Genomic DNA, 21,300 nt, shown 5'->3' on the forward strand with positions numbered 1-21,300 from the left:
ATGTCCTGCCACATAAGGAAACTCGGTTCGGAGGAGGCTGAACAGTGCACATGAAGGGTGCAAATGACTCACGGGGTGCACACGTAGGGTGATGAGGGTGCAGATCAACCATGCCGCCGAGCCGACGAAACCGCAGCCGTTCCCCGTCTCGGCTCCGAAATCGTTTTCGAGCCAAGAGTCCATCTGTCAGAACGACTGGGACGCGTTCCGTGGCCTCGACTACATGGAGAATCACTGGACGCGCAGTGCGTGGTCGGCGGGGCAGGAAACGTACTTCTGGTACTTGACTTTCACCGATCCGGAGCTGTCCGACATGACGGAACGGTGCCAGCACAGCCTTGGGGGATCTGGGCTGGACTGGGTACCAGTCGATGGTTTGCACACCACTCTGCTCAAGATTGGGAACAGTTCGCACATAGGCGAGGACCAAATCCGCACCATCGCGGAGGTCGCCAAACACGGGCTCAGTCAAATTGAGCCCTTCGATTTGGCGGTGGGTCCATTGGCCGGATCAGGCGGGGCAATCCGTTTCTCGATGTCGCCGTGGACGGAAATCCTCAGGGTCCATCAGATTGCCCGAGCGGCAACGCTGAAGGAGTTGCCAGATATCACGATTGCGGACACCGAGTACCTGCGTCCGCATCTGGGCATTGCGTACAGCAACCGTCGTCAGCCCGCAGAACCCCTCGTATCGAAGGTCTCTCAGCTTCGAAGCATCGCACCGGTCACAGTTCGCGTCGAAAGTGTGCAGATCGTACGGCTCCGTCGTGAGTCCAATACATATCGCTGGCAGGACGTGGAATTACTCAGGCTTGGTTCGACCGACTAGCAGTCGTAGGGGCCGAAAAGTCCCGGACGCGGTCCGCCCAGTCGCGGAGGGTTATCTGATAGTCGTGCACCCCTGCGGCATCGAACGATCGAGTGGCTGAACCGAACTCGTGGGCACGTTGCCACACCGAGCGAATTGGTCGTTCTTCGGAAAATGTCAGAGCCTGGGAGCCTAGGTGAACTGCTTGTTCTACATCTGGCCTGTTCAACTTGAGCAACGCCGTCGCGATGTCCAGCCGGACCAGTGATCGGCTCCATACCGAATCCGATTCGTCCACAAGCGCTTCCACTTGATGGCCGTACTTCAAGGTGCGGTCGTAGTCGCCTGCCGACAAGTAGGCTGTTGCAGCGTTTGCGGCCAAACGCGCATGGCTGTAGGGATCAAAGGTAAGTGCCGGTGACAGTCCAGCGGGCGTCGGGAGATACTCAGCCAGAGTATTTGCCCGATTTATTGCTGAGTGAACACCGTCGGCGTCGCCCATTTTTCCCAGCGCTCGTGCGAGCCCATTCGACAGCAAGCGAATTGCCTGCGGACCGTCCGATGCAAACCGAAGCCCCTCCTCAGCGAGGGCGGCCGCGATATCGTACTTGCCCATGTAGTACGCGCAGAAGCTTTCGGTACCACGTACCCACGCGCGCAACTGAGGATCTTCTAGCAGCGTCGCAATCTGGAACGCCTCCGTCGCATACATTTTGGCATGTACGAACCTTCCCCGGTTGACTGCCATGTAGCTGAGCATTCCAGACAGCTTGGCAGCCAACTGGTACAACCGGGTGACCTGCTTGGGATGCTGATGCTGGCGAAGCAGTTGGTCTATCCGGCACCTCAGAGCGATTACCTCGGGAGCGAGCCTCTTCGGTCCCTCAATTTCGTAGCGATCGATGATGTCGTCGACTGCAAAGTCCACAATGTCCAGGACGGGATCATCCGCATCGATTTGCCCTAGCCACTGCAATCGCTGAGTGATTATCAGCGGACTCTCGAATGCCTCAGGCAGATCGGGGATCGGATCTTGCGTCAGGACGATATCGGGATATCCAATGTCGGCAGGTCGGAGATCCCGATTGAGCTTCTTGCCCAAGACTGCCAGCATGACGCGGCAAGAACGCTCGTTGGGCTCGCCTACGACCCCATCCATCCACTTCCGTACTAACGTGTGGCTGGTGGAAAGTTCGGGGCCGCCATCGTTTCGGCTCTCGTCTTTCATGCGCTTGGCCAGGCCGGTAGCGCGAACGTCAGCCTCCAGCATCACTGCTATCAGCTTCTGGTTCTTCTCCAGAACTCGTGCCATCGACAAACACCTCGATCCCCGCCGAAGACAGCCTCCTGCCCGAGTATACGACCTGAAAGATCAACGTACGCAGAGTTTTTCAGGGGGCTACCCGTGAGCGCGGCGGGAAATATATGCGTGGCCTACCGCCGCTGTCAGCAATTGGGTTGGAACGGGTAGCACCCTTGAGGCACCTGCCCCTGAGGCACTGGAATCTCAGTTGGCTCCGCAGTCTCCACCTGCGCGGGGAGTTCATTCGGAACTATAGGCACCGAACTTGTGACCGAACTCGTGCCGCGGTCATTGTGAAGCCCTGCGGCGGAATCAACTACATACCAAGCGCCGCCGCCAACCACGGCCAAGGCGGCAATCGCCAGTAGGAGTGATCCAGCGGACTTCCGGCGACGCTTCACGACACGGCTCTTAGTCGGCGGAGGACCGTCGTGTGCGACCGCGATACCCGGAAGATAAGACGGGCGAGGAGATCTCGGTTGCTGTGCGGTGGGATCCGCTGTGGGGGAGTGCTTCACCACGGAGACGTCGGGTTGTCCTGCGTCGGTAGGCATCCATGCCGGAGCCTCCTGGGGCGGGGGTGCCGCTCCGACGTCTCCGGAAAAGCCCTCCAGCGCAAGAGCGTCGGAGTTTCCCGCAGGGTCATTGACGCCCAGTTGCTCCAGCATCGCGCGGACACGGCCGATGGTCCAGATCTGTTTGCGGTATGTGCCACGCTGGAACCAGGTGAATAGATCGTTCGGCTTGTTCCCAAGCATGATGTCGACGCCTTTGGGCATCATCCGCTTGGTCGGCTTGTCCAGGTCCACTGTGGTGCCATTTCTGGCAACGACCACCACGAGCGCAGACACGAATTGCTCAGTACCAGTGGCGTTCTCGGTCAGCGCCTTCAGCGCGTACATGGCTGACTTCGCCTGATACAGCGGATTGACGTCGCCGCTACGAACATGTACCGGATCGCCCTCATGTCCAGTCATGGACCACTTGCCGTTGACCGGGCAGCGCAGAACCCCACCGGAGGGGCTCAGCGTGCCCTTGACCTCAATGCAGACCGCCGTATTCGGCGTGAAAACAATGAAGTCGGCCTCCTGTCCGGAATCGCCGCGCCTCCTGCCCGGTATGTGGGCACCAGCTACCGCTAGGCCAGGAACGCGGCATGTTCGTAGCCACTCGGATACAAGTTGTTCAGTCCTCGGTGCGTCAGCCCGCTCGTTGATGACCAACATGGCCATCCCCCTTAGCTATTCGAAACCGCCGAGAGCGCCCGGCATCCTGCGCTGTGGCACCTCGGATAGACCAACGGTAGATCCATGTACCGACAGGTGACCGCCGATCTTGTTGCAGCACAACGATTTACGATCGCACGGGCGTTCGACCGATGGGCGGAATCCTGGTGAACCGCCTGGTCGCACCCCGTAATCAGCCGCCGCAGCTCTGCCCAGGCCGACATGCCTGATGGTGCGAACTACCTCGACGACCGTCCCGCAGTTATGGCACGCTCCCGCTCCAATCGTCTCGTTGCCGAATTTGCCTATATAGGTTCAAGGCGCTCCGCGCGGGCGACGGCGCGGAGCGCCGCCGCCACGCGACGACGCGCAACGGGGCTGATGTTGCGTCGCCCCGGCGCGTCGGGCGCGTCGGCGGCGCCCCACGCCGAAAACCCGCGCTACGCATGGAACCTATTGGGCCGCTTCACCGAACAGACAGGATGGATGGGGGCGGGCTCGGTTCCGGGGCTATCGACTGTCCTTCACCCGGTCGCCAAATCGGCCGGCGGCTCCGGTATCGATCGATCGGTCCGCTACCCACCGCGGTTCTCATACGGTGCTGCCGCACGAGCTTCGCTCGCTTGCCTCCCAGGACTCATCTGCCGCAGTCACGTAGCTGGTCACCCCACACCACATCGTTCTCATCACCAAGTTGCCTCCGAATACCGGTTACCGGGTTGGGGCAATCCGTGGCGTCGCAACCCAAACCGGTAGCGGCGGTCACTAGGTTCCTCCCCTGGGGCGATCGATCTGCCGAAGGCATACCACCGGCAGGGGGCGCTACAAAGGGCGCTTCGCTTCGCTCCACGTCACTGCGTGATTGGCATTCGCCAACCCTTTTCCGTGCCCCCTGCCGGTGGTCTGGGCTGTGCCCAGATCGAGCACCCCAGGGAAGGAAGCCACCATGACCGCCACCACCTCCACCGTCCAGTGCACCACCCCCAACTGCCCCAACCCGGCAACCGGCACTCTCCCTCTCTACGTCCCCGCCGACGAGAACGACGTGGTGTGCCGCGAGTGCCTCGACGCCTACTGGGACTGCCGTCAGCCGCTGGCAGTCAACCGGTACTGAGCCCTGGGGGCTTCGGCCCCCTTTCCAGTCACCGGCAACGGAGCCGGTAGTGAGTCGCCAACGACGTCGACTCCAGACCCGCAGATCCCCGGCACCCTCGATCCGCCGGGACCACCTATCCGGTACGGGCACCTTCCCTCCCGTACCGGATCGGTGGATTGCCGAACGTCCTTGGTGCGCAAGCATTCCCCGCCTCCTCAGCGGCCCGATTGTCTCGCTCCAGGAGAACGAGTCAAGGACCACCTGCCGGTGTCCGCTGCGCGGTGGCTTCGCCATCCTTGACACGCCCTCCCTCCGCAGAGGATGGCCTGTATGAGGAAGCAGGGAGAAGAACAGTCCCCGGACCTGGGCGAATCCCGTTGGCTGATGGAATGTCGGCCCTACCGGATGGCCTTCTTCTGTCAGGACCGGAACCGATCCGTCGCTAGAGCCGTCCAATGGTCATGAATACCCAACGAGGCGAACGACTTCGGCGCGCCGGATGCGATCCGAGTAGTCCGGTGGATCGCTGGCGATTCCATCAGATGCGCATGCTGATCATCACCACGATGCCGACCTTCACCCGACGTCCAGGACGATGGCCGCGGCCGCCTCATCGCCCTCGATAGCGCTTCGGGTCCTGGCAGATCGGACGTGGGTCGGCCTGGACTTCGCTCTGCGGCGTAGCCGTCTCCTCCGCGTAGATTCGCATTCCTTCGCCGATCTTGCCCGCCGCGTGCTCCAGTTGCTCCGGCGTGAGGTACTTGCCGAACGCTGCCGCATCGAGCAGCTGAGTGCGTACCTGGTCGAGGTTCATGCGAGCCCAATCGAGGCGAGACAACTCCGGCATGGCAGGGGACACTACCTCGAGTCGAACGTATGTTCTAGTTCGTGCCGGGCGGAGTGGCTGGATCAGACGAATGGGAGCGGGACCAGAACGGGACCACACGCTGTGCGCGCTGCCAAACAATCCCAGTCCACTTGACTGTTGTACTCGTGGGAAAAGGCGCTCTGACCTGGTGATTCGCGTCCCGGTCCGTACTGGGGGTCAAGTGGTCGCAGGTTCAAATCCTGTCAGCCCGACAGATAGAAAGCCCTTTCGACCTCGGTCGGAAGGGCTTTTCTAATTCCTTCACCACTCGCAGGGCGGGACCAAAGCGGGACCGCGGAGGCTGGGTGGGCTCGGCTCCGGTGTTGACCTCTTGATTATCGGCTGCAGGTGCTTGCCGGGTGAGTGGAAACCCGCACGCGAATTACTCTGCCTCTATAGCGATCTCGTATGCCTCTTGTGCGTCTGATAGCCGTTCGGCGAGATCCTCTATTTCGGTCGCTACGGCCAGTACCTCGGCAATTGTCCAAGCCTCCTCGAGAGAAGCGAGCTGTCGATAGCGGCTGCGGGATACGTGGAACACCTGGCTTGATCGATTCGGAGTGGTTGAACGCGGTTTGCACCAGATCGCTGCCTTCTCCGGAAAGGGTTCCCAGCAACAGCGCGGGTTCCAGGTTCCGTGAACGATTAGGTTGCGGGCATTCTTTACCGGTTCCGCTGCCTTCAGCAGGCTGCGTAGCTGACGTACCTCGTCAAGGGGCTCAGGGGGTTCGCCCACGATATGCCAGCCTCTGAGCCGAGAATCCAATACTGCGACACCGTTCCCGATGAGCCAGTCCATCGACTGCCCCTCGAGGATCACCGCGCCATGGCTGACGAATCCGGTCGTATGTGAAGACACAACGAATCGGAGAACGTCCTCGAGGTATGCGCTGCAGGCGGAAACCCGACCAACCGCGGTAAAGAGTTCATCAGGCAGCTCAGCCATGGCCATCAAGGAATTGTCCGGCGGAGTTCCACGCTCGTCCAGAGCTTTTGGTCTGCCTCAGCGGTCGTGACGGTGGGACGCTCACGGAGTGGCTATCTGGCTATCGTGGTCGAGGGTTGGGAGTTGATCAGAGCCAGCCCTTGCGGCGGAATAGGGCTTGGACGAGGGCTGCCAGGGAGAGCATGAGGGTTAGGGCGGTGGGGTAGCCGTAGGTCCAGGTTAGTTCGGGCATGTTTTGGAAGTTCATGCCGTAGATGCCGGCTACCAGGGTAGGGGCGGCGGCGGTGGCTACCCAGGCGGAGATTTTGCGCATGTCTTCGTTTTGGCGGATGCCTACCTGGGTGAGGTTGGCGTTGAGGATGCCGTCGAGGAGTTCTCGGCGGGCGGTTACGCGGGTGTCTATGTGGCGGAATTGGCGGTCTATTTCGTGGAGGGCTTGGGCGCCTACGTTGGCGCTGTAGGGGTCTTGGGTGATCCAGGTGGGGAGGCGGCGGCGGACCAGGCGTTCTAGGGGTTCGTCTACGAGGGGGGAAGTGGTTTGTTCGAATTCCATCAGGAGGCGGCGTAAGCGGTAGATTTGTTCGACGGGGTTGGCGCCTTTGGTTGAGAAGACTTCTCGCTCAACCTGTTTGATTTCTCGGTCCAGGTGGTCGAGCAGGGATAGGTAGTCGTCGATGATGAGGTCGAGGACTATGTGGAGGGCGGCTAGTGGGCCGCCTGCAAGTTCGGCGTCGGAGTGTGGGGGAGTGAGGTCGCCGCCGATGGTTACGATGAAATCCCTTCCTACGGCGATCAATACGTCCGACACCTCGAGGGATGAGTCCTCGGGGTTGTAGTGACCGGTGGTCAGCGCGATGATCACGGTCTCGCCGTGCACCTCCAATCCGGGGCGCTGCAGCGACCGATGAGCTTTCGCCAGCGGAACGGGATCCGATCCCACCGCGGCGTGCAGCCGGGTGAGATCGGCATCGTCGAGATCCCGCACCCCTATCCAGGCGAACGCCCCTGGTGCCAGCTCATTGCGAGCGGAGGTCGTCGCCCGGGAACCGGGGAGCTGCTGCCCATCGAGATAGATGGCGTCAACGGTGATCATGCGGGCATTGTGCCGGGTCGCGCGCGGGGCAGACAACATCCCGCAAGCTCGCGGCACCCCGCCATCGGCTACCGTCGCGCCGCGACCACCAGCGCTGCCAGCGCCGCGACCGCCGCCGCGATCGGCAAGGATTGGGTTCCGTTGCTCTGCAACAGAATCCCGCCCAGCAGTCCACCTCCCGCGACAGCGAGGTTGAAGACCGTCACCAACATCGATTGGGCGAGATCGGCTTCCGGCCCCGCCGCCCGGCCGATAGCGGTTTGCAGGAGAGTGGGAGCGCCACCGAAGGCCAAGCCCCAGGCGATGATTCCGATGATCGCTGCGACAGGCGAACTGCCCGCGATGGCGAGCACGATCGCCGCCGCCGCGAAGACCCCCAGGCTGACGAGTGTCGTTGCGCGCAGCCGAGTGTCGACCAATGCCCCGGTGGCCCAGATCCCCGCGATGGCGGCCGCGCCGAAGATCAGCAGCATGAGATCGGTGCGCGACTGTAGACCGGAGCGGGTGAGGAACGACGAGATATAGGTGTAGAAGACGTTGTGCGCCAATATCCAGAGCAGGACCAGGGTGAGCACCGGTCGAACACCGGGGAGCGTGAACACGTGGCGTAGCGGGAGTCGCTCGTGTGCGGCCTGGCCGGGCTGATCGGGCACCGCCGCGCGGATCCACACCACCAGGACCGCCGCCAGGGCCGCGGTGATCCAGAAGGCCGCGCGCCAATCCATGAGCGTGCCGAGCCAGGTGCCCAGCGGTACTCCCAGGGCCAAGGCGATCGGTTGCCCGACACCGACCACCGCGAGCGCACGGCCCTGTGAATGTTCGGGAACCAGCCGACGGGCGTATCCGGCGAGGAGTCCCCAGATCACGCCCGCCGACATACCCGCGGCGAAGCGCGCACCCAGTGTCAGTGCATAGCTGGACGATACGGCGGTTACCGCATTGAATACGACCATCCCCGCGACCGCGGCCAAAAGCAGTGGGCGACGGCGTATTCCGCGAGTCGCGGTGATCACCGGAATGGCGGCGGCGACCGAACCCAGCGCGTAGAGGGTGACGAGCTGACCGGCCTGGGATTCGGAGACGCGGAGCCCGCCGGCGATCTGCGGTAGCAACCCGGCGGGCATGGTTTCGGTGATGATGGCCAGAAATCCGGCCGTGGTGAAGGCCAGCAATTTGCCTACGGGCAACCGGCTCGCGGCCGGTGCGGCGGTGACGGCGGTCATGGTCAGCGCACCTCGCGAGCCAGGTAGGAGGCGGCCATATCGGCGGCGTCGTGCCCAGCGGCGGCGGCCCTGCGGAACCGCTCCAGCCCGGCCGCGCTGACATCGACGGCGATCCCGGCGCGGTCGGCCGCGTCCACAATGAGACGAGAATCCTTGACCGCGTTGGCAATCGAGAAGGCGGTCGAGAAGTCGCCGAGCAGTGCCGCGTTCGCCTTGGACTGGAGGAATCCACTGTCCAGTGGTCCTCCCGATACCGCCTCGACCACCAGCCTCGGATCGACGCCCAATGCCTCGGCGAGGGAAAGGCTTTCGGCGACACCGTGGGTCAGCGCGAACACCAGACTGTTCAGCGCGAGCTTGAGTCGTGTCGCAGCGCCCGGCAACTCGCCGACCCACACCGTCCGGCTTCCGATCGCATCGAAAACCGCAGTGGCCAAACGCCGTTCACCGTCCGGCCCGGCCACTAGGACGACCAGTCGGCCGAGCTCGGCGGGCTGTTTGGTACCCAGCACCGGTGCGTCGTAGAGGATCAGCTCACGCTCGGCGGCGAACTCGGTCAACTCGTCGATATCGGCGTCACCGACCGTGCCCAGCTGAATCCACACCGTGCCCGGCGCGGGCGCGGCGGCCGCTATCACCTGCCGTACCGCCGCCGCGTCGGTGAGTACCGTGACGACGACCTGCGCACCGGACACGGCCTCGGCGGCGGACTCCGCGACGTGAATTCCATTGTCAACCAAGGGCTCCGCCGTAGCCCGAGTCCGGTTCCAGGCCCGAACGCTGAAGGCCCGTCGCAGGTTTCGCGCCACCGGCGCGCCGATGATCCCGGTGCCGAGCACGGCGACGGTCGGCGATTGCTCTGTCATGAAGAGAGTTCCTCACTGATTTTGACTGATCGTTACACTATGAAGGCAGCGCAATGCCGCCGGACTGAAAGTTCTTTTACGAGTGCTTGATTCGCGGCCGCTAGAGCGAAGCCAGCGCGGTCTCGACCGTCCCGATCATGGTGTCGCGATCCGCGGTCTTGCCGAGTACCCGAAGCCCGTACATGACGGTGAGCAGATACGCGGCCAACGCCCGCGGATCGCGATTCGCGCTGATCTCGTCATCGCGCTGCGCCCGCTCCAGCGCCTCTTGGAACGCATCCTGCATTCGATCGAAGATCCGGCGCACCTGCGCCGTGGCCTCCGGATCGCTGCCGCCCAGTTCGACGATGGAATTGACCGCCAGGCAGCCGCGATTCGCCGGAACGGCACCGGACTCCTCATCGACGACCGTCATCAGCACCGTGCGGATGCGCCCGCGCACGGGCCCCGCCCCGCCGAGCAATTCGACCTGGCGCACGGTCCATTCACTCTCATAGCGGCGCAATGCCTCCATGAACAGCTGATGCTTCCCGCTGAAGGAGTGATAGAGGCTGCCGCGCCCCAGCCCGGTGGAGTCCACCAGATCCTGTGCGGAGGTAGCCGCGTACCCCTTGTTCCAGAACGCCGACATGGCGGCGTCGATCACATGATCGGTGTCGAATCCCTTGGGGCGAGGCATATCGGCACCCTAGCATGTATTTGAACGACTGTTACAAATACGTCGGGGCCCCGCGTGAGATCACGGTCGGCGGTGCGCGACCGTATGGGTGATGCCGATATTGTCGATATCGCAGCTGACCACGGAGGTGGCCGCGAACATCCGCCAGGCGCGGGCACGTTGTTCACCCACGATGGCGACCGCCTCCTCCCAGTTCTCCTCGATATTGCGCAGCCAGGCGATATGGCTGGCGGTGAAGTGGGTGCGGAGGTTTTCCACGGTCGCGATCTCGAACCCGGCCGACTCGAGGGTGGAGATGGCCGAATCACGAGTCGGGACATCGATTTCGGGGAAGATATAGGCGGTGATGAAGCCGGACCCGCGCTGGAAGAGGCGACCTCTGGGCGACGCGGTGATCTCATGGCAGAAGATTCGCCCGCCGGGGCGGACCAGATCGTGCAGGGCCCGAGCGTGCTGGATTCGCCCTCGGGTATCGAGGTGGAAGGTCATCTCGATACTGGAGACCGCGTCGAACGGACCGTCGGTGACATCCCGGAAATCGCACAGGCGGAACTCGGCTCGATCACCGACCCCGGACTGCTCGGCCAGCTGCCGGGCATGGGCGACCTGATTGCGGGCGAGGGTCACGCCGACCACTTCCACGCCATAGTGTTTGGCGGCGTGCACACCCAATGCGCCCCAGCCGCAACCGATATCGAGCACCCGCATTCCGGGTTGCAGTTCGAGACGCTGGCAGATCCGGTCCAGCTTGGCGATCTGCGCTTCCTCGAGATCGATCGGCTGGGCGGGGTTCTTCCACACCGCGCAGGAGTACACCATGGTCGGCCCGAGCATCAGCCGGTAGAACTCATCGCTCAGATCGTAGTGATGCCGGACGGCCTCGGCCCCGCGCGAGCTGGCGCGACGCACCTCGGATGCGGGCGGTGGGACGGGCAGGCCGAGCAGGCCGTTGCGCAGTAGCCACTGGGTGGTGTCGGCGGCGGCGAATGCCCTGGCGGCCAGGGGCCGGATGCGACGCCCCAGAATGTCGTCGAAGGTGGTGTCGGCCGCGAGCATGAATTCGCGCATGAAATCGACCAGACTGCCCTCGACTTCGAGATCGCCCGAGACGTACGCGCGCGCGACTCCGAGATCATTCGGCCGGAAGAGTATGCGCCGCAGCGCCTTCGGGTCCCGCACTACGACCACGGGGCCGTCATCTCCCGCGGTGCTGTCGTCCCACAGTCGAAGTCGCAGCCGCACTGGGCGGCCCGCGACCGCCTCGGCGGCGCGCAGGAGTCGCTGGGCTTTATTGTTCGGCATGGTTGCGCTCCTAGCGGTATGCGGAATCGGCGAGTCCCGAACGCAGCCACGGCAGTACGAGGTGCCGTAGCGCGGGGAAGAGCAGTGGGCGTGGGATGGTGCGGCCACCCCACGCCTGCATTCGTGCGGTGCGGCCCGGCGTCACGGTGCGCCGCCGCGCGAACAGCGCGGTCAGGCCCGCCCGCGCCACCTGGTCGGTGGATGTCGTGGTGTAGGACTGCTCGCGTTCGGTGGAAACGCCGCCGACCTGATAGAACTCGGTGCGCACCGGGCCCGGCGATAACAGCGTGCAGGTCACGCCGGTGCCGTGCAGCTCGACGTGCAGCGCCTCCGCGAAACTGTTCACGAATGACTTACTGGCGGCGTACGCGGCGGCCGTCGGCACCGGTTGCACACCGGAGATGGAGCCGGTGAACAGGATCGCACCGTCCCGGCGGGCCAGCATCGAGGGCAATACCGCTGTCGTAAGCTCGTGCACCGCAACGACATTGACGAGCAGCATGGCCCGTTGCGCCTGTGTGTCCGTCTGCGCCACCTCACCGCAGACCGCGAATCCGGCGTTATTGCACAGCACCGCCACATCTCGCGCGGCCAGATCCGCGCACAACTGTTCGCGATGCGCGGCATCGGCCAGATCGCAAGGTATGACCTCGACCTTCGTGCCGTACTCACCGCGTATCCGGCTCGCCAATGCCTCCAGCCGATCCACCCGGCGCGCCACCAGTACGGTGGCATAGCCGCGCTCGGCCAGTTGACAGGCCAGCGCCGCACCGATTCCCGACGACGCGCCGGTGATCACCGCCCAGTTGCCGCTATTCGGTTCACTTTTCACCATAAATGACTCCCGGCCGCTCGAGTACGTCAAAGGTACTGTGCCGTAATGGATGTCGGGCATCGCCCGGGAATCGTCCGGTAATCGCCGAAATTATCGACCGATTTGTTTCGGAATTTCTCGGCGATTACCGAGCGGTTTCCGAGTCATGGTGGCGCGCTGCGAATTTGGGATATTTTATCGGTTACACAGTTCGACGTCAGGAGTGCGGCAATGCCCGTTCCAGAATCTCATATCTTCGATCGACTTCGCGACCTTGCCGCGATCACCGAACCGGGCGCCCGGCCGACCCGGGAGATCACCGAGGTATTCACTGGCAGCCGGCTCGGCGACATCCCCGTGGGCACCGTCGCCGACGTGGACGCGGCCTTCGCGAAAGCTCGTGTGGCACAGCGTGAATGGGCCGCTCGGAGCCCACGGGAGCGGGCCGCGGTGTTCGAACGGTACCGCACGCTCATCTTCGACAACCGAGAATTCCTGATGGATCTGCTGCAGGCCGAGTCCGGTAAGGCCAGGGCCGTCGCCAATGCGGAGGTACTCGGGCTGGCATTGGCCACCCAGTTCTACGCCCGGGTCGCACCGCGATTACTGCGGCCGTATCGGGTACCCGGCCTGTTCCCGATGCTCGTCAAAACCATTGTGCACCATAGGCCCAAAGGCGTGGTCGGGTTCATTTCGCCGTGGAATTACCCGATGCTGCTCTCGATCGGCGATGCGGTGCCCGCATTGCTGGCTGGCAATGCGGCGGTGCTGAAACCGGACGGTCGCACACCCTTCTCCCTCCTCGCGAACGCCGAATTGCTGTACCGCGCTGGGCTGCCCCGTGATCTGCTCGCGGTGGTGCCGGGGGAGGGGCCGGTCGTCGGCACCCGAATCGCCGATAGCTGCGACTATCTGATGTTCACCGGTTCCACCGCCACCGGGCGCATCCTGGCGCAGCGCTGCGCCGGCCGTCTGATCGGCTTCTCGGCCGAACTCGGCGGCAAGAACCCGATGATCGTCACCGCCGGAGCGGATGTGGACACGGTCGCCGCGGCCGCGCTGCGGGCCTGTTTCGACAATGCCGGGCAGCTGTGCCTGTCGGTGGAGCGGATCTACGTCGAGCAGGAGATCGCCGAGCGGTTCACTGACGCCTTCGTCGCCGCGACGCGGCAGATGAAACTCGGTGCCGCATACGACTTCTCGACCACCATGGGCAGTCTGATCTCCGCCGATCAACTCGAACGGGTCGCCAAGGCCATCGCGGACGCGAAATCCAAAGGCGCGACGGTGCTCGCCGGGGGCAATGCCCGTCCCGACCTCGGTCCGCTGTTCTTCGAGCCGACCGTACTCACCGGCGTCACCGACGAAATGGACTGTGCCCGAAGCGAAACCTTCGGCCCGCTGGTCGCTATCTACCCGGTCGACACGGTCGACGAGGCCATCGCCCGGGCGAACGATTCCGAGTACGGCCTCAACAGCAGCGTCTGGGCGGGGTCGAAGCGACAGGGTGAGGAGATCGCCCGGCAGCTCGGCACCGGTTCGGTGAACGTGGACGAGGGCTATGTGCCGTCCTTCGGCAGCATGGGCGCACCGATGGGCGGTATGGGCGCATCCGGTATCGGCCGTCGCAATGGCGTCGAGGGACTGCTCAAGTACACCGAATCGCAAACGGTGGCGACCACCAGATATCAGAATCTGGATACGCCACCGTTCCTGTCCGATGAGCAGTGGCAGCGGATGATGATTCCGCTGGCCAAGCTGGTCAGCCTGCTACCGGGTCGCGATATGCCGCCACGGACCCGAAGGGTCTGAGCTGCAGACGAATTCGAGATCCGGATCCTGCGACAGTATCCGCTGATGCAGTCGCTGCAGATCCATCTGGGGTTCGATGCCGAGCCGGTCGACGAGTGCGCCGCGGGCGCGCTGGTATGCCTCCAGCGCGTCCACCTGCCGACCGGATCGGTACAGCGCGAGCATGTACTGCTTGCAGAATGTCTCCCGCATCGGGGCCGCCGCGGTCAACACCTTGAGCTCGGGCGTGATCTCGCGATGTCGTCCGCTGGCGAGTTCGGCTTCGAAACAGGATTCGTAGGCATTGAGCCGCTCGTCATCGATGGCGGTCAGCTCACTCCAGCGGATTCCGCTCTCGGCCAGATCAGCCATGGCCTGCCCGCGCCACAGCCCGATCGCCTGCCGGTACAGCACGCGCGCGAATTCCGCTGAGCCGGAATGCAGTTCGGCATCGCCGCGCTGTACCAGCTGCCGGAACAGGCAGAGGTCTACGGTATCGGGATCGACCCGCAGCAGGTAGCCCGGCTCCTGCGTCAGCAGGAGGGTGCCGTCGGCGTGATCGCGCGGGGTGAGCGCCTTGCGAATCGCGGAGACCGCGTTCTGCACGATCTTGCGGGAGGTCGCCGGCGGATCGTAGTTCCACAGCGCGTCACGCAGTTGGCTGGCCGGTACGACTTGATTGTTGTGCAGCAGCAGGTATCCCAGCACCGCGCGCGGGGTGACGCCACCCAGCCGGATTTGCCTGCCACTGTCCAGGACGTCCAATTCACCAAGAATGCGAAATTCCACAACCGTCGCCTCTCGCCTTGCGCCACGACTGAAATTTCAAGCGAAATCACGCCTGGCTGAAACCGGGTCGGAGCCACGTCCTTGTAACCCAAGCAGGATCTTATTCTGTCACGCAAGATATTTCGCATCGCATGATCCGCGATGCGTGATCATTGTTAGATCTTCCAATATCGGGGCCGCGCGCCTTGGGAGAACGAACAGTCGTCCTCGCCCCGGCGCGCGGCCCATGAAATTATTTACACGTATCAATTAATGGCGCGCTCCCGGCCTTCCCAGAACTTCTCCCGGAGCTGCCGGTGCAGAATTTTTCCGGTCGCGTTCCGCGGAATATAATCGATGAATTCGAAATTCCGCGGCAGTTTGAACTGCGCGATCTTGCCGCGCAGGAATTGGGCCAGTTCGCGGCCGGTGATCTGCTGTCCGGCGTGCACGGCGACGAAGGCGTGCACCACCTCGCCCCAGCGATCGTCCGGGACGCCGATCACGGCGGCCTCGCGCACCGCGGGGTGATCGTTGATGACGTTCTCGACCTCGGCCGGATAGACGTTCTCACCGCCGACGATGATCATGTCCTTGATTCGATCGCACAGGTACAGATAGCCCTCGGGGTCGAGCCACCCCGCATCGCCGGTGCGCAGCCAGCCGTCGACGATCGTGCGCGCGGTGGTGTCCGGCTGATTCCAATAGCCGATCATGGTGGCCCGGCTGCGAATCAGCACCTCGCCGATCTCACCCTGGGGAGCGGGTTCGCCCGCGCTGTCGACCACCGATATCTCGAATCCCGGGCACGGATACCCGGCCGAGCGCAGTCGCGGATTGCCGACCACATGTTCCGAGGGCGGCAGAAAGCTTATGACGGAACCGGTTTCGGTCATCCCGTAGAACTGCACGAAACCGCAGTCGAAGCGTTCCATGCACGCCGCGAGCAGGGTCTCGGGGATGGGGGATCCGCCGTAGGCCGCCAGCCGCAGATGTTCGAACGCGTCCTTGGTCGCCGCGGGTTCGGCCAGCACCAGCGCGAACATCACCGGCACCCCGACGAACGCGGTGACATGCCTGGTGAGGATGAGCTCCATGGCCAGGCCCGGGGCGAACTCGGGCATGAGAATGCTCGGGACGCCGGCGAACAGGCCCTGCACCACCCAGGCCAGACCGGCGATATGGAAGCTCGGGATGGCCACCAGCAGGCAGTCGTTCTCGCGGACGTCGAACCAATCCACCTCCGGCGAGACCAACGCGGCGCGCGCGGCGTAGATGCTGCGCTGGCCGATGACCACGCCCTTGGACAATCCGGTCGTGCCGCTGGTGTACATCTGGATGAAGGGATCATCCGGTCCGACCTCGGCCTCGGGTCCGGAATCGTCGTGCCCGGCAAGCCATTCGGTGAAGCCGCCCGGACCGTCGATGCGCACCACCGGGGTCTGCGTGCCCGCATCGGACTGCGCCTTGGCCACCACCTCGGCGGCCGCGTCGTCGACGAACAGCAGCTTGGCGCCGGAATCGCGCAGGATGTGCGCGATCTCGGTCGCGGTCAGCACCCGGTTGACCGGGATGAGCACGGTGCCGCTCTTGGCCGCGGCGATCAGCAGTTCGTAGAGGTGTTCGGAGTCCTTGCCCACGTAGGCCATTCGATCGCCCTTACGCAGACCCATCGCCCGCAGCGCGTTCGACGCGCGGCCCGAACTCCGGTCCAGTGCGGCGAAGTCGATCGATCGATCGCCGCACACGATGGCGATATCATTCGGCCGCGTTCGCGCTCGCTCGCGAATGATATCGGCAAAGTTGCCCGGGATCTCGATCGATTCGATTTCTTTCTGCGAAACCATCACAACCTCGAAACTGTCGTCACGATGAATCGAGCCCCGATATCTTTAAAGGCAGTCGGGCGCCTCAATTCTGGATCGCGATTGATTTTAGCCGGGCTCCGGTAATTGACCGGTAATCGTCCGGGATGCCGTTCCGCGGGGTATTGGCGAATGTTTTCGGCTATGTCCAGGCAATTACCGGACAATGGGCTGTCGCCGCATCAGCCGCCCTAAGGTAGGCAATGTGATGGCAACAAGCCGGTCGGTCGATAACGCACGGTAGCGCAGCATGACCGGTTTCGAAGGATACGAGGTTTGCCGAATGTCGCAGGATGATCTTAACGGTGCGCCGGGGTCCGCCGGCTCACGGGATTCGGTGGGAGGCGCGCTCGGCGAGCTGCGCCGCCGCTACCTGGACGAGCAGGATCGGCTGCTCACGGACATGATTCGGCGTCAGGTGGATCGGGTGCTCGGCGACTTCGCGCCGGAAAACATCGATCCCGCAACTCGTTTCGAGGACCTGGGGCTGGACTCCCGCACGGCGGTGGAACTGCGGGACCGGGTCGCGGCCGAGACCGGCACCGCACTGCCCGCCGCGGTGATCTTCGACCACCCGACGGTCGGCCAATTGGCCGAACATCTGCGTGGGTGGCTCGAAACCGGCACGGCGGCAGAGTCTTCCGAGCAACCATCGACTTCCGTCGGTGTGGACGATGATCCGATCGTGATCGTGGGCATGGCGTGCCGGTTCCCGGGCGGTATCGCCACACCGGAGGACCTGTGGCGGGTGGTATCCACGAAAAGCGATGTGATCGAAGACTTTCCGGCCGATCGCGGTTGGCCCGTCGATGCGATATACGATCCCGAACCCGGCATTCCCGGAAAGTCATACGTTCGAGAAGGTGGATTCCTCGACGGCGCAGGCGAATTCGATGCCGGATTCTTCGGGATATCGGCGCGTGAGGCGCTGGCGATGGATCCGCAGCAGCGACTGGTGCTCGAACTCGCCTGGGAAGCCTTCGAACGGGCGCGGATCAACCCGCAGTCGTTGCGGGGCAGCGGTACCGGAGTGTTCCTGGGGATCAACGATATGGGCTACCGGTCCCTGCTGAGCGCCGGGCCGGAGCTGGCCGGGGCGGAAAGCTATCTGCTGACCGGCAATATGCCCGCGGTGGCCTCGGGCCGGATCGCGTATTTCCTCGGCCTGCAGGGTCCGGCCGTCTCGATCGACACCGCGTGCTCGTCCTCACTGGTCGCCCTGCACCAGGCCGCGCGCTCGCTGCGATCCGGGGAATGCGCACTGGCGCTGGCGGGCGGGGTGACGGTGACCATGTCGCCGCTGGGCTATGTGTTCTTCTCGGCCCAGCGCGGCCTGGCGCGCGATGCCCGCTGCAAGTCCTATGCCGCGGCCGCCGATGGCACCTCCTGGTCCGAGGGTGCCGGACTCGTTGTGCTGGAGCGGCTTTCCGATGCCCGGCGCAACGGCCATCCGATTGCCGCGGTGCTCCGGGGCAGCGCGATCAATCAGGACGGCACCTCGAACGGCCTGACCGCGCCGAACGGCCTGGCCCAGCAACGGGTTATCCGCCAGGCGCTGGCCGATGCGGGGTTGACGGCCGCCGATGTGGACGTGGTGGAGGGGCACGGCACCGGTACGGTGCTCGGTGATCCCATCGAGGCGCAGGCGCTGCTGGCCACCTATGGGCGGCGGCCGTCCGAGCAGCCGCTGTTGCTCGGATCGATCAAATCGAATATCGGGCATACGCAATCGGCCGCGGGTATGGCCGGGTTGATCAAGATGCTGCTGGCGATGCGGTATGGAACGGTGCCGCCGACCCTGCACGTCGATCAGCCGTCGCCGCATGTGGACTGGTCGGCCGGGCATATTCGGCTGGTCACCGAGACACAGCCGTGGCCCGAGCACGGCCGGCCGCGGCGGGCGGGCATCTCCTCGTTCGGCATCAGCGGCACCAATGCGCATGTGATCGTGGAATACGATCCCGATCTGGCCGAATCGGTTGCGGTGCAGCCGAATCGAGCCGATGAGCTGTCGGTGTGCGTGCTCTCCGGGAAGACCGGCCAGGCCCTGCGCGGTCAGGCGCGCCGATTGCTCGCCGCCTGCGATGCCGATCCGGGCGTCGATATCGCCGATATCGGGCTGTCCTCGGCGACCACCCGCGCGGTGTTCGATCATCGGGCGGTCCTGGTGGCGGGTAGCCGGGCCGAACTGATCGATGGGCTCACGGTACTGGCCGAGGGTGCGTTCGCACCCGCGGTGATCACCGGGCGCGCGGCGGCGGCGGGCAAGACCGCGATACTGCTGCCCGGCCAGGGCAGCCAGGTGCTCGGCATGGGATATGAGCTGTACCAAGCGTTTCCGAAGTTCGCCGCGGAATTCGACGACCTGTGCGCCGCATTCGATCCGCATCTGGACCACCCGTTGCGCGAGGTGATTTTCGGGACCGCCGGGACGCCTCCCGAGCTATTGGATCGCACCGAATACACCCAGCCCGCACTGTTCACCATCGAGGTCGCCCTGCTGCGTCTCCTGCAATCCTGGGGAGTGGCACCGGATTTCGTGCTCGGGCACTCGATCGGCGAGCTGGCGGCCGCGCACTTCGGCGGTGTTTTCGACCGCGCCGACGCCGCGGCGGTGGTCGCGGCGCGCGGCAGGCTCATGCAGCGGCTGCCGCCGGGCGTGATGATGTCGGTCCGCGCGTCCTACGCCGAGGTCTCGGAATCCATTGCGGGGCAAGAAGCCGCCGTATCCATCGCGGCGAGCAACGGTCCGAACGCCACCGTGATCGCGGGCGATGCGGATGCGGTGACCGCCCTGGCCAAGCACTGGCGCGAACGCGGGCGGCGCACCAAACGACTCCAGGTCGAACGCGCCTTCCACTCCCCGCATCTGGACGACATCCTCGATGAATACCGCGCGGTGGTGGCCGCGGTCTACCCGCGCCCATCGTCGATTCCGTTGGTGTCCAATGTGACCGGGCGAATCGCGACGGCCGAACAGCTGTGCTCGCCCGACTACTGGGTGAGCCAGGCCCGGCAGGCCGTGCGCTTCCACGACGGCATCGAATTCCTCACCGGTGCCGGAGTGTCGACGTTCCTGGAGGTCGGTCCGGGCGAGGTATTGGCGGGAATGGCCCAGGAATGCCTGCCCGAGGGCGGGCGCATCACGATCGCCACCCTGCGCAAGGGCCAGCCGGAAGCCCGAAGTCTGTTGCGGGCCACCGCCGCCGCCTGGGCCGCGGGCACTCCACTCGACTGGGCGGCCGTGTACGCGGGCCGCGAGGCCGTGGCAATCGACCTGCCCACCTACGCATTTCAGCATCGCCACTACTGGATCGGAGCCGAGGTGACCGCCGCCGGGTACATCGAACAGCGAGCCGATGCCGAAGCCGGACCAGATCCGGCACAGGAGTTCCGGGACGCCCTGGCCGCACTGCCCGAATCCGAACAGCTCGACTACGCCATGACCGTGGTGCGGGCGCAGATCCGGGAAATCCTGATCGATCAGGACACCGACTTCGACGCCGACCGCATCCTGTTCGAAGTCGGACTGACCTCGCTCTCGCTGCTGGAACTGCGCAGCAGGCTCAATCATGTTGCCGGAACCTCCATCTCGCTGGGCAGTCTGATCGACCAGGCGACCATCCGCGGTGCGGCCCGGCTGATCACCGGTATCGCCGCCCCCGCGTTGCAGGAGGTCGCCCGATGACCCCGACCACCGAGACCGGCCTGAGTTTCGAGCGCACGGTGCCGTGCGCCCTGGCCCACCGGCGGGCACTCGGTGAGGTATTCGTCGCCGATACGGCCCCGGCCGATATCGACGGATTCCTCGCCGCCATCCAGATTCCGCGCGCCCACTCGCTGTATTTCGACCGGCTGGTGGACTATCACGATCCGCTGTCCACGGTGGAGGCCATCCGGCAGGCGATGATCGTGGTGGGGCACAGATATCTGAACGTCCCGCCCGGAACCCCCGCCAGCCTGCAGCAATTGGAGTTCGAGGTCGAGGACCTGAGCGCCTATCGCGATGAGGCGAATGTGCCGCTGGAGGGCATCGTCCGGGCGAGCGCGGGACTTGCGGGCACCTTCGGCGATTCGGCGGGCACCTTCTTCGAGGCCCAGCTCACCATCGGCGGGGTGCGGGCGCTGACCCTGCGGGGCGGCGGGATTCAGTTTCCGGCCGACACCTACCGGGAGATTCGCGAGCTGCAGCAGGCCGGTCGGCCGATGAACGGCGAATCCGGCAGCGTCACGGTCGAACCCGTCGCACCGGCGTCGGTGGGCAGGCGCGACCCTCGCAATGTCGTTGTCGGACAACCGATACCGGGAGAGCAGCCGCGAATACCGCTGATCGTCGATCAACGGCACCCCTCCTTTTTCGACCATCCCTACGACCACGTACCCGGCCCGCTGCTGATCGAAGGCTGCCGTCAGGCGGCCATCGTGGCGGCGATGGCGGCGGGCGCACTGGATTCCCCGATCGCCGCCGTCACCGGCTGCGCCACCACCTTCACCGGATTCGCCGAGCTCGGTGGGCTCATCGATTTCACCGCCGTGGCGGACAGCGATCCCGATACCGGGGGAGCCGCGGTCGAACTCGAGCTGCATCAGTTCGGCGCACGAATCGCCAGGTGCCGTATCGAACTCGCGCCGTACCCGGCCACCGCCTGATC

The 21,300-nt window shown here is 64.5% G+C and carries 17 protein-coding genes; 5 read left to right on the plus strand and 12 right to left on the minus strand.

Annotation, left to right across the window (positions count from 1 at the left end; all coding sequences use genetic code 11):
* Positions 1–97: 97 nt before the first annotated feature.
* A complete protein-coding gene (locus ACFC0O_RS37280; protein ID WP_375966672.1) occupies positions 98–829 on the plus strand; it encodes a 2'-5' RNA ligase family protein in 732 nt (243 codons plus the stop codon).
* Here the strand turns inward: ACFC0O_RS37280 and ACFC0O_RS37285 are convergent.
* Together ACFC0O_RS37285 and ACFC0O_RS37290 are read right to left on the minus strand one after the other, a co-directional pair.
* On the minus strand, positions 807–2,120 hold the full coding sequence (locus tag ACFC0O_RS37285; protein WP_375966673.1) for a hypothetical protein: 1,314 nt from the start codon (positions 2,118–2,120) through the stop codon (positions 807–809). The genes ACFC0O_RS37280 and ACFC0O_RS37285 overlap by 23 nt on opposite strands.
* A gap of 134 nt (positions 2,121–2,254) precedes the next feature.
* Positions 2,255–3,337: a nuclease-related domain-containing protein gene (locus ACFC0O_RS37290; RefSeq protein ID WP_375966674.1), complete on the minus strand. Its 1,083-nt coding sequence runs from the start codon at positions 3,335–3,337 to the stop codon at positions 2,255–2,257.
* Positions 3,338–4,283: 946 nt separating this feature from the next.
* On the opposite strand from ACFC0O_RS37290, the gene ACFC0O_RS37295 reads away from it, so the two are divergent.
* Entirely contained in the window at positions 4,284–4,451 is a 168-nt protein-coding gene (locus ACFC0O_RS37295) for a hypothetical protein (RefSeq protein WP_375966676.1), read from the plus strand.
* Positions 4,452–5,043: 592 nt separating this feature from the next.
* Here the strand turns inward: ACFC0O_RS37295 and ACFC0O_RS37300 are convergent.
* The 8 genes from ACFC0O_RS37300 to ACFC0O_RS37335 all read right to left on the minus strand — a co-directional run bounded on the left by ACFC0O_RS37300 (position 5,044) and on the right by ACFC0O_RS37335 (position 12,245).
* A complete protein-coding gene (locus ACFC0O_RS37300) occupies positions 5,044–5,280 on the minus strand; it encodes a DUF6374 family protein (protein WP_375966678.1) in 237 nt (78 codons plus the stop codon).
* 403 nt (positions 5,281–5,683) lie between these two features.
* Positions 5,684–6,253, minus strand: coding sequence for a hypothetical protein (locus ACFC0O_RS37305; protein WP_375966679.1), 570 nt, complete (start codon positions 6,251–6,253; stop codon positions 5,684–5,686).
* Between the two features lie 121 nt (positions 6,254–6,374).
* Positions 6,375–7,340, minus strand: a complete 966-nt coding sequence (locus tag ACFC0O_RS37310) for a magnesium and cobalt transport protein CorA (RefSeq protein ID WP_375966681.1) — start codon at positions 7,338–7,340, stop codon at positions 6,375–6,377.
* Positions 7,341–7,408: 68 nt separating this feature from the next.
* Positions 7,409–8,563 carry an MFS transporter gene (locus tag ACFC0O_RS37315; RefSeq protein WP_375966683.1) on the minus strand — a complete coding sequence of 385 codons (1,155 nt, stop codon included), beginning with the start codon at positions 8,561–8,563 and terminating at the stop codon, positions 7,409–7,411.
* A gap of 2 nt (positions 8,564–8,565) precedes the next feature.
* The gene (locus ACFC0O_RS37320; protein WP_375966684.1) at positions 8,566–9,429 is read right to left on the minus strand and encodes an NAD(P)-dependent oxidoreductase; all 864 of its coding nucleotides are present in this window, start codon (positions 9,427–9,429) and stop codon (positions 8,566–8,568) included.
* 100 nt (positions 9,430–9,529) lie between these two features.
* Positions 9,530–10,108, minus strand: a complete 579-nt coding sequence (locus ACFC0O_RS37325; RefSeq protein WP_375966685.1) for a TetR/AcrR family transcriptional regulator — start codon at positions 10,106–10,108, stop codon at positions 9,530–9,532.
* 60 nt (positions 10,109–10,168) lie between these two features.
* A complete protein-coding gene (locus tag ACFC0O_RS37330) occupies positions 10,169–11,410 on the minus strand; it encodes a class I SAM-dependent methyltransferase (RefSeq protein ID WP_375966687.1) in 1,242 nt (413 codons plus the stop codon).
* A gap of 10 nt (positions 11,411–11,420) precedes the next feature.
* Complete coding sequence (locus ACFC0O_RS37335; RefSeq protein WP_375966688.1) at positions 11,421–12,245, minus strand: SDR family NAD(P)-dependent oxidoreductase; 825 nt, start codon at positions 12,243–12,245, stop codon at positions 11,421–11,423.
* Positions 12,246–12,455: 210 nt separating this feature from the next.
* Here ACFC0O_RS37335 and ACFC0O_RS37340 point away from each other — a divergent pair, with 210 nt between their 5' ends.
* Positions 12,456–14,036 carry a succinic semialdehyde dehydrogenase gene (locus ACFC0O_RS37340; RefSeq protein ID WP_375966689.1) on the plus strand — a complete coding sequence of 527 codons (1,581 nt, stop codon included), beginning with the start codon at positions 12,456–12,458 and terminating at the stop codon, positions 14,034–14,036.
* Here the strand turns inward: ACFC0O_RS37340 and ACFC0O_RS37345 are convergent.
* Both ACFC0O_RS37345 and ACFC0O_RS37350 read right to left on the minus strand, forming a co-directional pair.
* Positions 13,995–14,804, minus strand: coding sequence for an AfsR/SARP family transcriptional regulator (locus tag ACFC0O_RS37345; RefSeq protein ID WP_364633077.1), 810 nt, complete (start codon positions 14,802–14,804; stop codon positions 13,995–13,997). The genes ACFC0O_RS37340 and ACFC0O_RS37345 overlap by 42 nt on opposite strands.
* A 245-nt stretch (positions 14,805–15,049) precedes the next feature.
* Complete coding sequence (locus tag ACFC0O_RS37350) at positions 15,050–16,630, minus strand: long-chain-fatty-acid--CoA ligase (RefSeq protein WP_364633079.1); 1,581 nt, start codon at positions 16,628–16,630, stop codon at positions 15,050–15,052.
* Between the two features lie 301 nt (positions 16,631–16,931).
* Between ACFC0O_RS37350 and ACFC0O_RS37355 the strand changes: the two genes are divergently transcribed.
* Together ACFC0O_RS37355 and ACFC0O_RS37360 are read left to right on the plus strand one after the other, a co-directional pair.
* The gene (locus ACFC0O_RS37355) at positions 16,932–20,336 is read left to right on the plus strand and encodes a beta-ketoacyl synthase N-terminal-like domain-containing protein (protein ID WP_375966690.1); all 3,405 of its coding nucleotides are present in this window, start codon (positions 16,932–16,934) and stop codon (positions 20,334–20,336) included.
* Positions 20,333–21,298, plus strand: a complete 966-nt coding sequence (locus tag ACFC0O_RS37360; protein WP_375966691.1) for an AfsA-related hotdog domain-containing protein — start codon at positions 20,333–20,335, stop codon at positions 21,296–21,298. Before ACFC0O_RS37355 ends, ACFC0O_RS37360 begins: the two co-directional genes overlap by 4 nt.
* Positions 21,299–21,300 lie beyond the last annotated feature (2 nt).

This window comes from Nocardia sp. NPDC056100 (assembly GCF_042266325.1).
Taxonomy (GTDB): Bacteria; Actinomycetota; Actinomycetes; order Mycobacteriales; family Mycobacteriaceae; genus Nocardia.

Excerpts from the sequence above, each read along its gene's own strand:
- ACFC0O_RS37285 (WP_375966673.1), bottom strand. The coding sequence starts at position 2,120 with ATGGCACGAGTTCTGGAGAAGAACCAGAAGCTGATAGCAGTGATGCTG.
- ACFC0O_RS37290 (WP_375966674.1), bottom strand. The coding sequence starts at position 3,337 with ATGTTGGTCATCAACGAGCGGGCTGACGCACCGAGGACTGAACAACTT.
- ACFC0O_RS37295 (WP_375966676.1), top strand. The coding sequence starts at position 4,284 with ATGACCGCCACCACCTCCACCGTCCAGTGCACCACCCCCAACTGCCCC.
- ACFC0O_RS37300 (WP_375966678.1), bottom strand. The coding sequence starts at position 5,280 with ATGCCGGAGTTGTCTCGCCTCGATTGGGCTCGCATGAACCTCGACCAG.
- ACFC0O_RS37305 (WP_375966679.1), bottom strand. The coding sequence starts at position 6,253 with ATGGCCATGGCTGAGCTGCCTGATGAACTCTTTACCGCGGTTGGTCGG.
- ACFC0O_RS37310 (WP_375966681.1), bottom strand. The coding sequence starts at position 7,340 with ATGATCACCGTTGACGCCATCTATCTCGATGGGCAGCAGCTCCCCGGT.
- ACFC0O_RS37315 (WP_375966683.1), bottom strand. The coding sequence starts at position 8,563 with ATGACCGCCGTCACCGCCGCACCGGCCGCGAGCCGGTTGCCCGTAGGC.
- ACFC0O_RS37320 (WP_375966684.1), bottom strand. The coding sequence starts at position 9,429 with ATGACAGAGCAATCGCCGACCGTCGCCGTGCTCGGCACCGGGATCATC.
- ACFC0O_RS37325 (WP_375966685.1), bottom strand. The coding sequence starts at position 10,108 with ATGCCTCGCCCCAAGGGATTCGACACCGATCATGTGATCGACGCCGCC.
- ACFC0O_RS37330 (WP_375966687.1), bottom strand. The coding sequence starts at position 11,410 with ATGCCGAACAATAAAGCCCAGCGACTCCTGCGCGCCGCCGAGGCGGTC.
- ACFC0O_RS37335 (WP_375966688.1), bottom strand. The coding sequence starts at position 12,245 with ATGGTGAAAAGTGAACCGAATAGCGGCAACTGGGCGGTGATCACCGGC.
- ACFC0O_RS37340 (WP_375966689.1), top strand. The coding sequence starts at position 12,456 with ATGCCCGTTCCAGAATCTCATATCTTCGATCGACTTCGCGACCTTGCC.
- ACFC0O_RS37350 (WP_364633079.1), bottom strand. The coding sequence starts at position 16,630 with ATGGTTTCGCAGAAAGAAATCGAATCGATCGAGATCCCGGGCAACTTT.
- ACFC0O_RS37355 (WP_375966690.1), top strand. The coding sequence starts at position 16,932 with ATGTCGCAGGATGATCTTAACGGTGCGCCGGGGTCCGCCGGCTCACGG.
- ACFC0O_RS37360 (WP_375966691.1), top strand. The coding sequence starts at position 20,333 with ATGACCCCGACCACCGAGACCGGCCTGAGTTTCGAGCGCACGGTGCCG.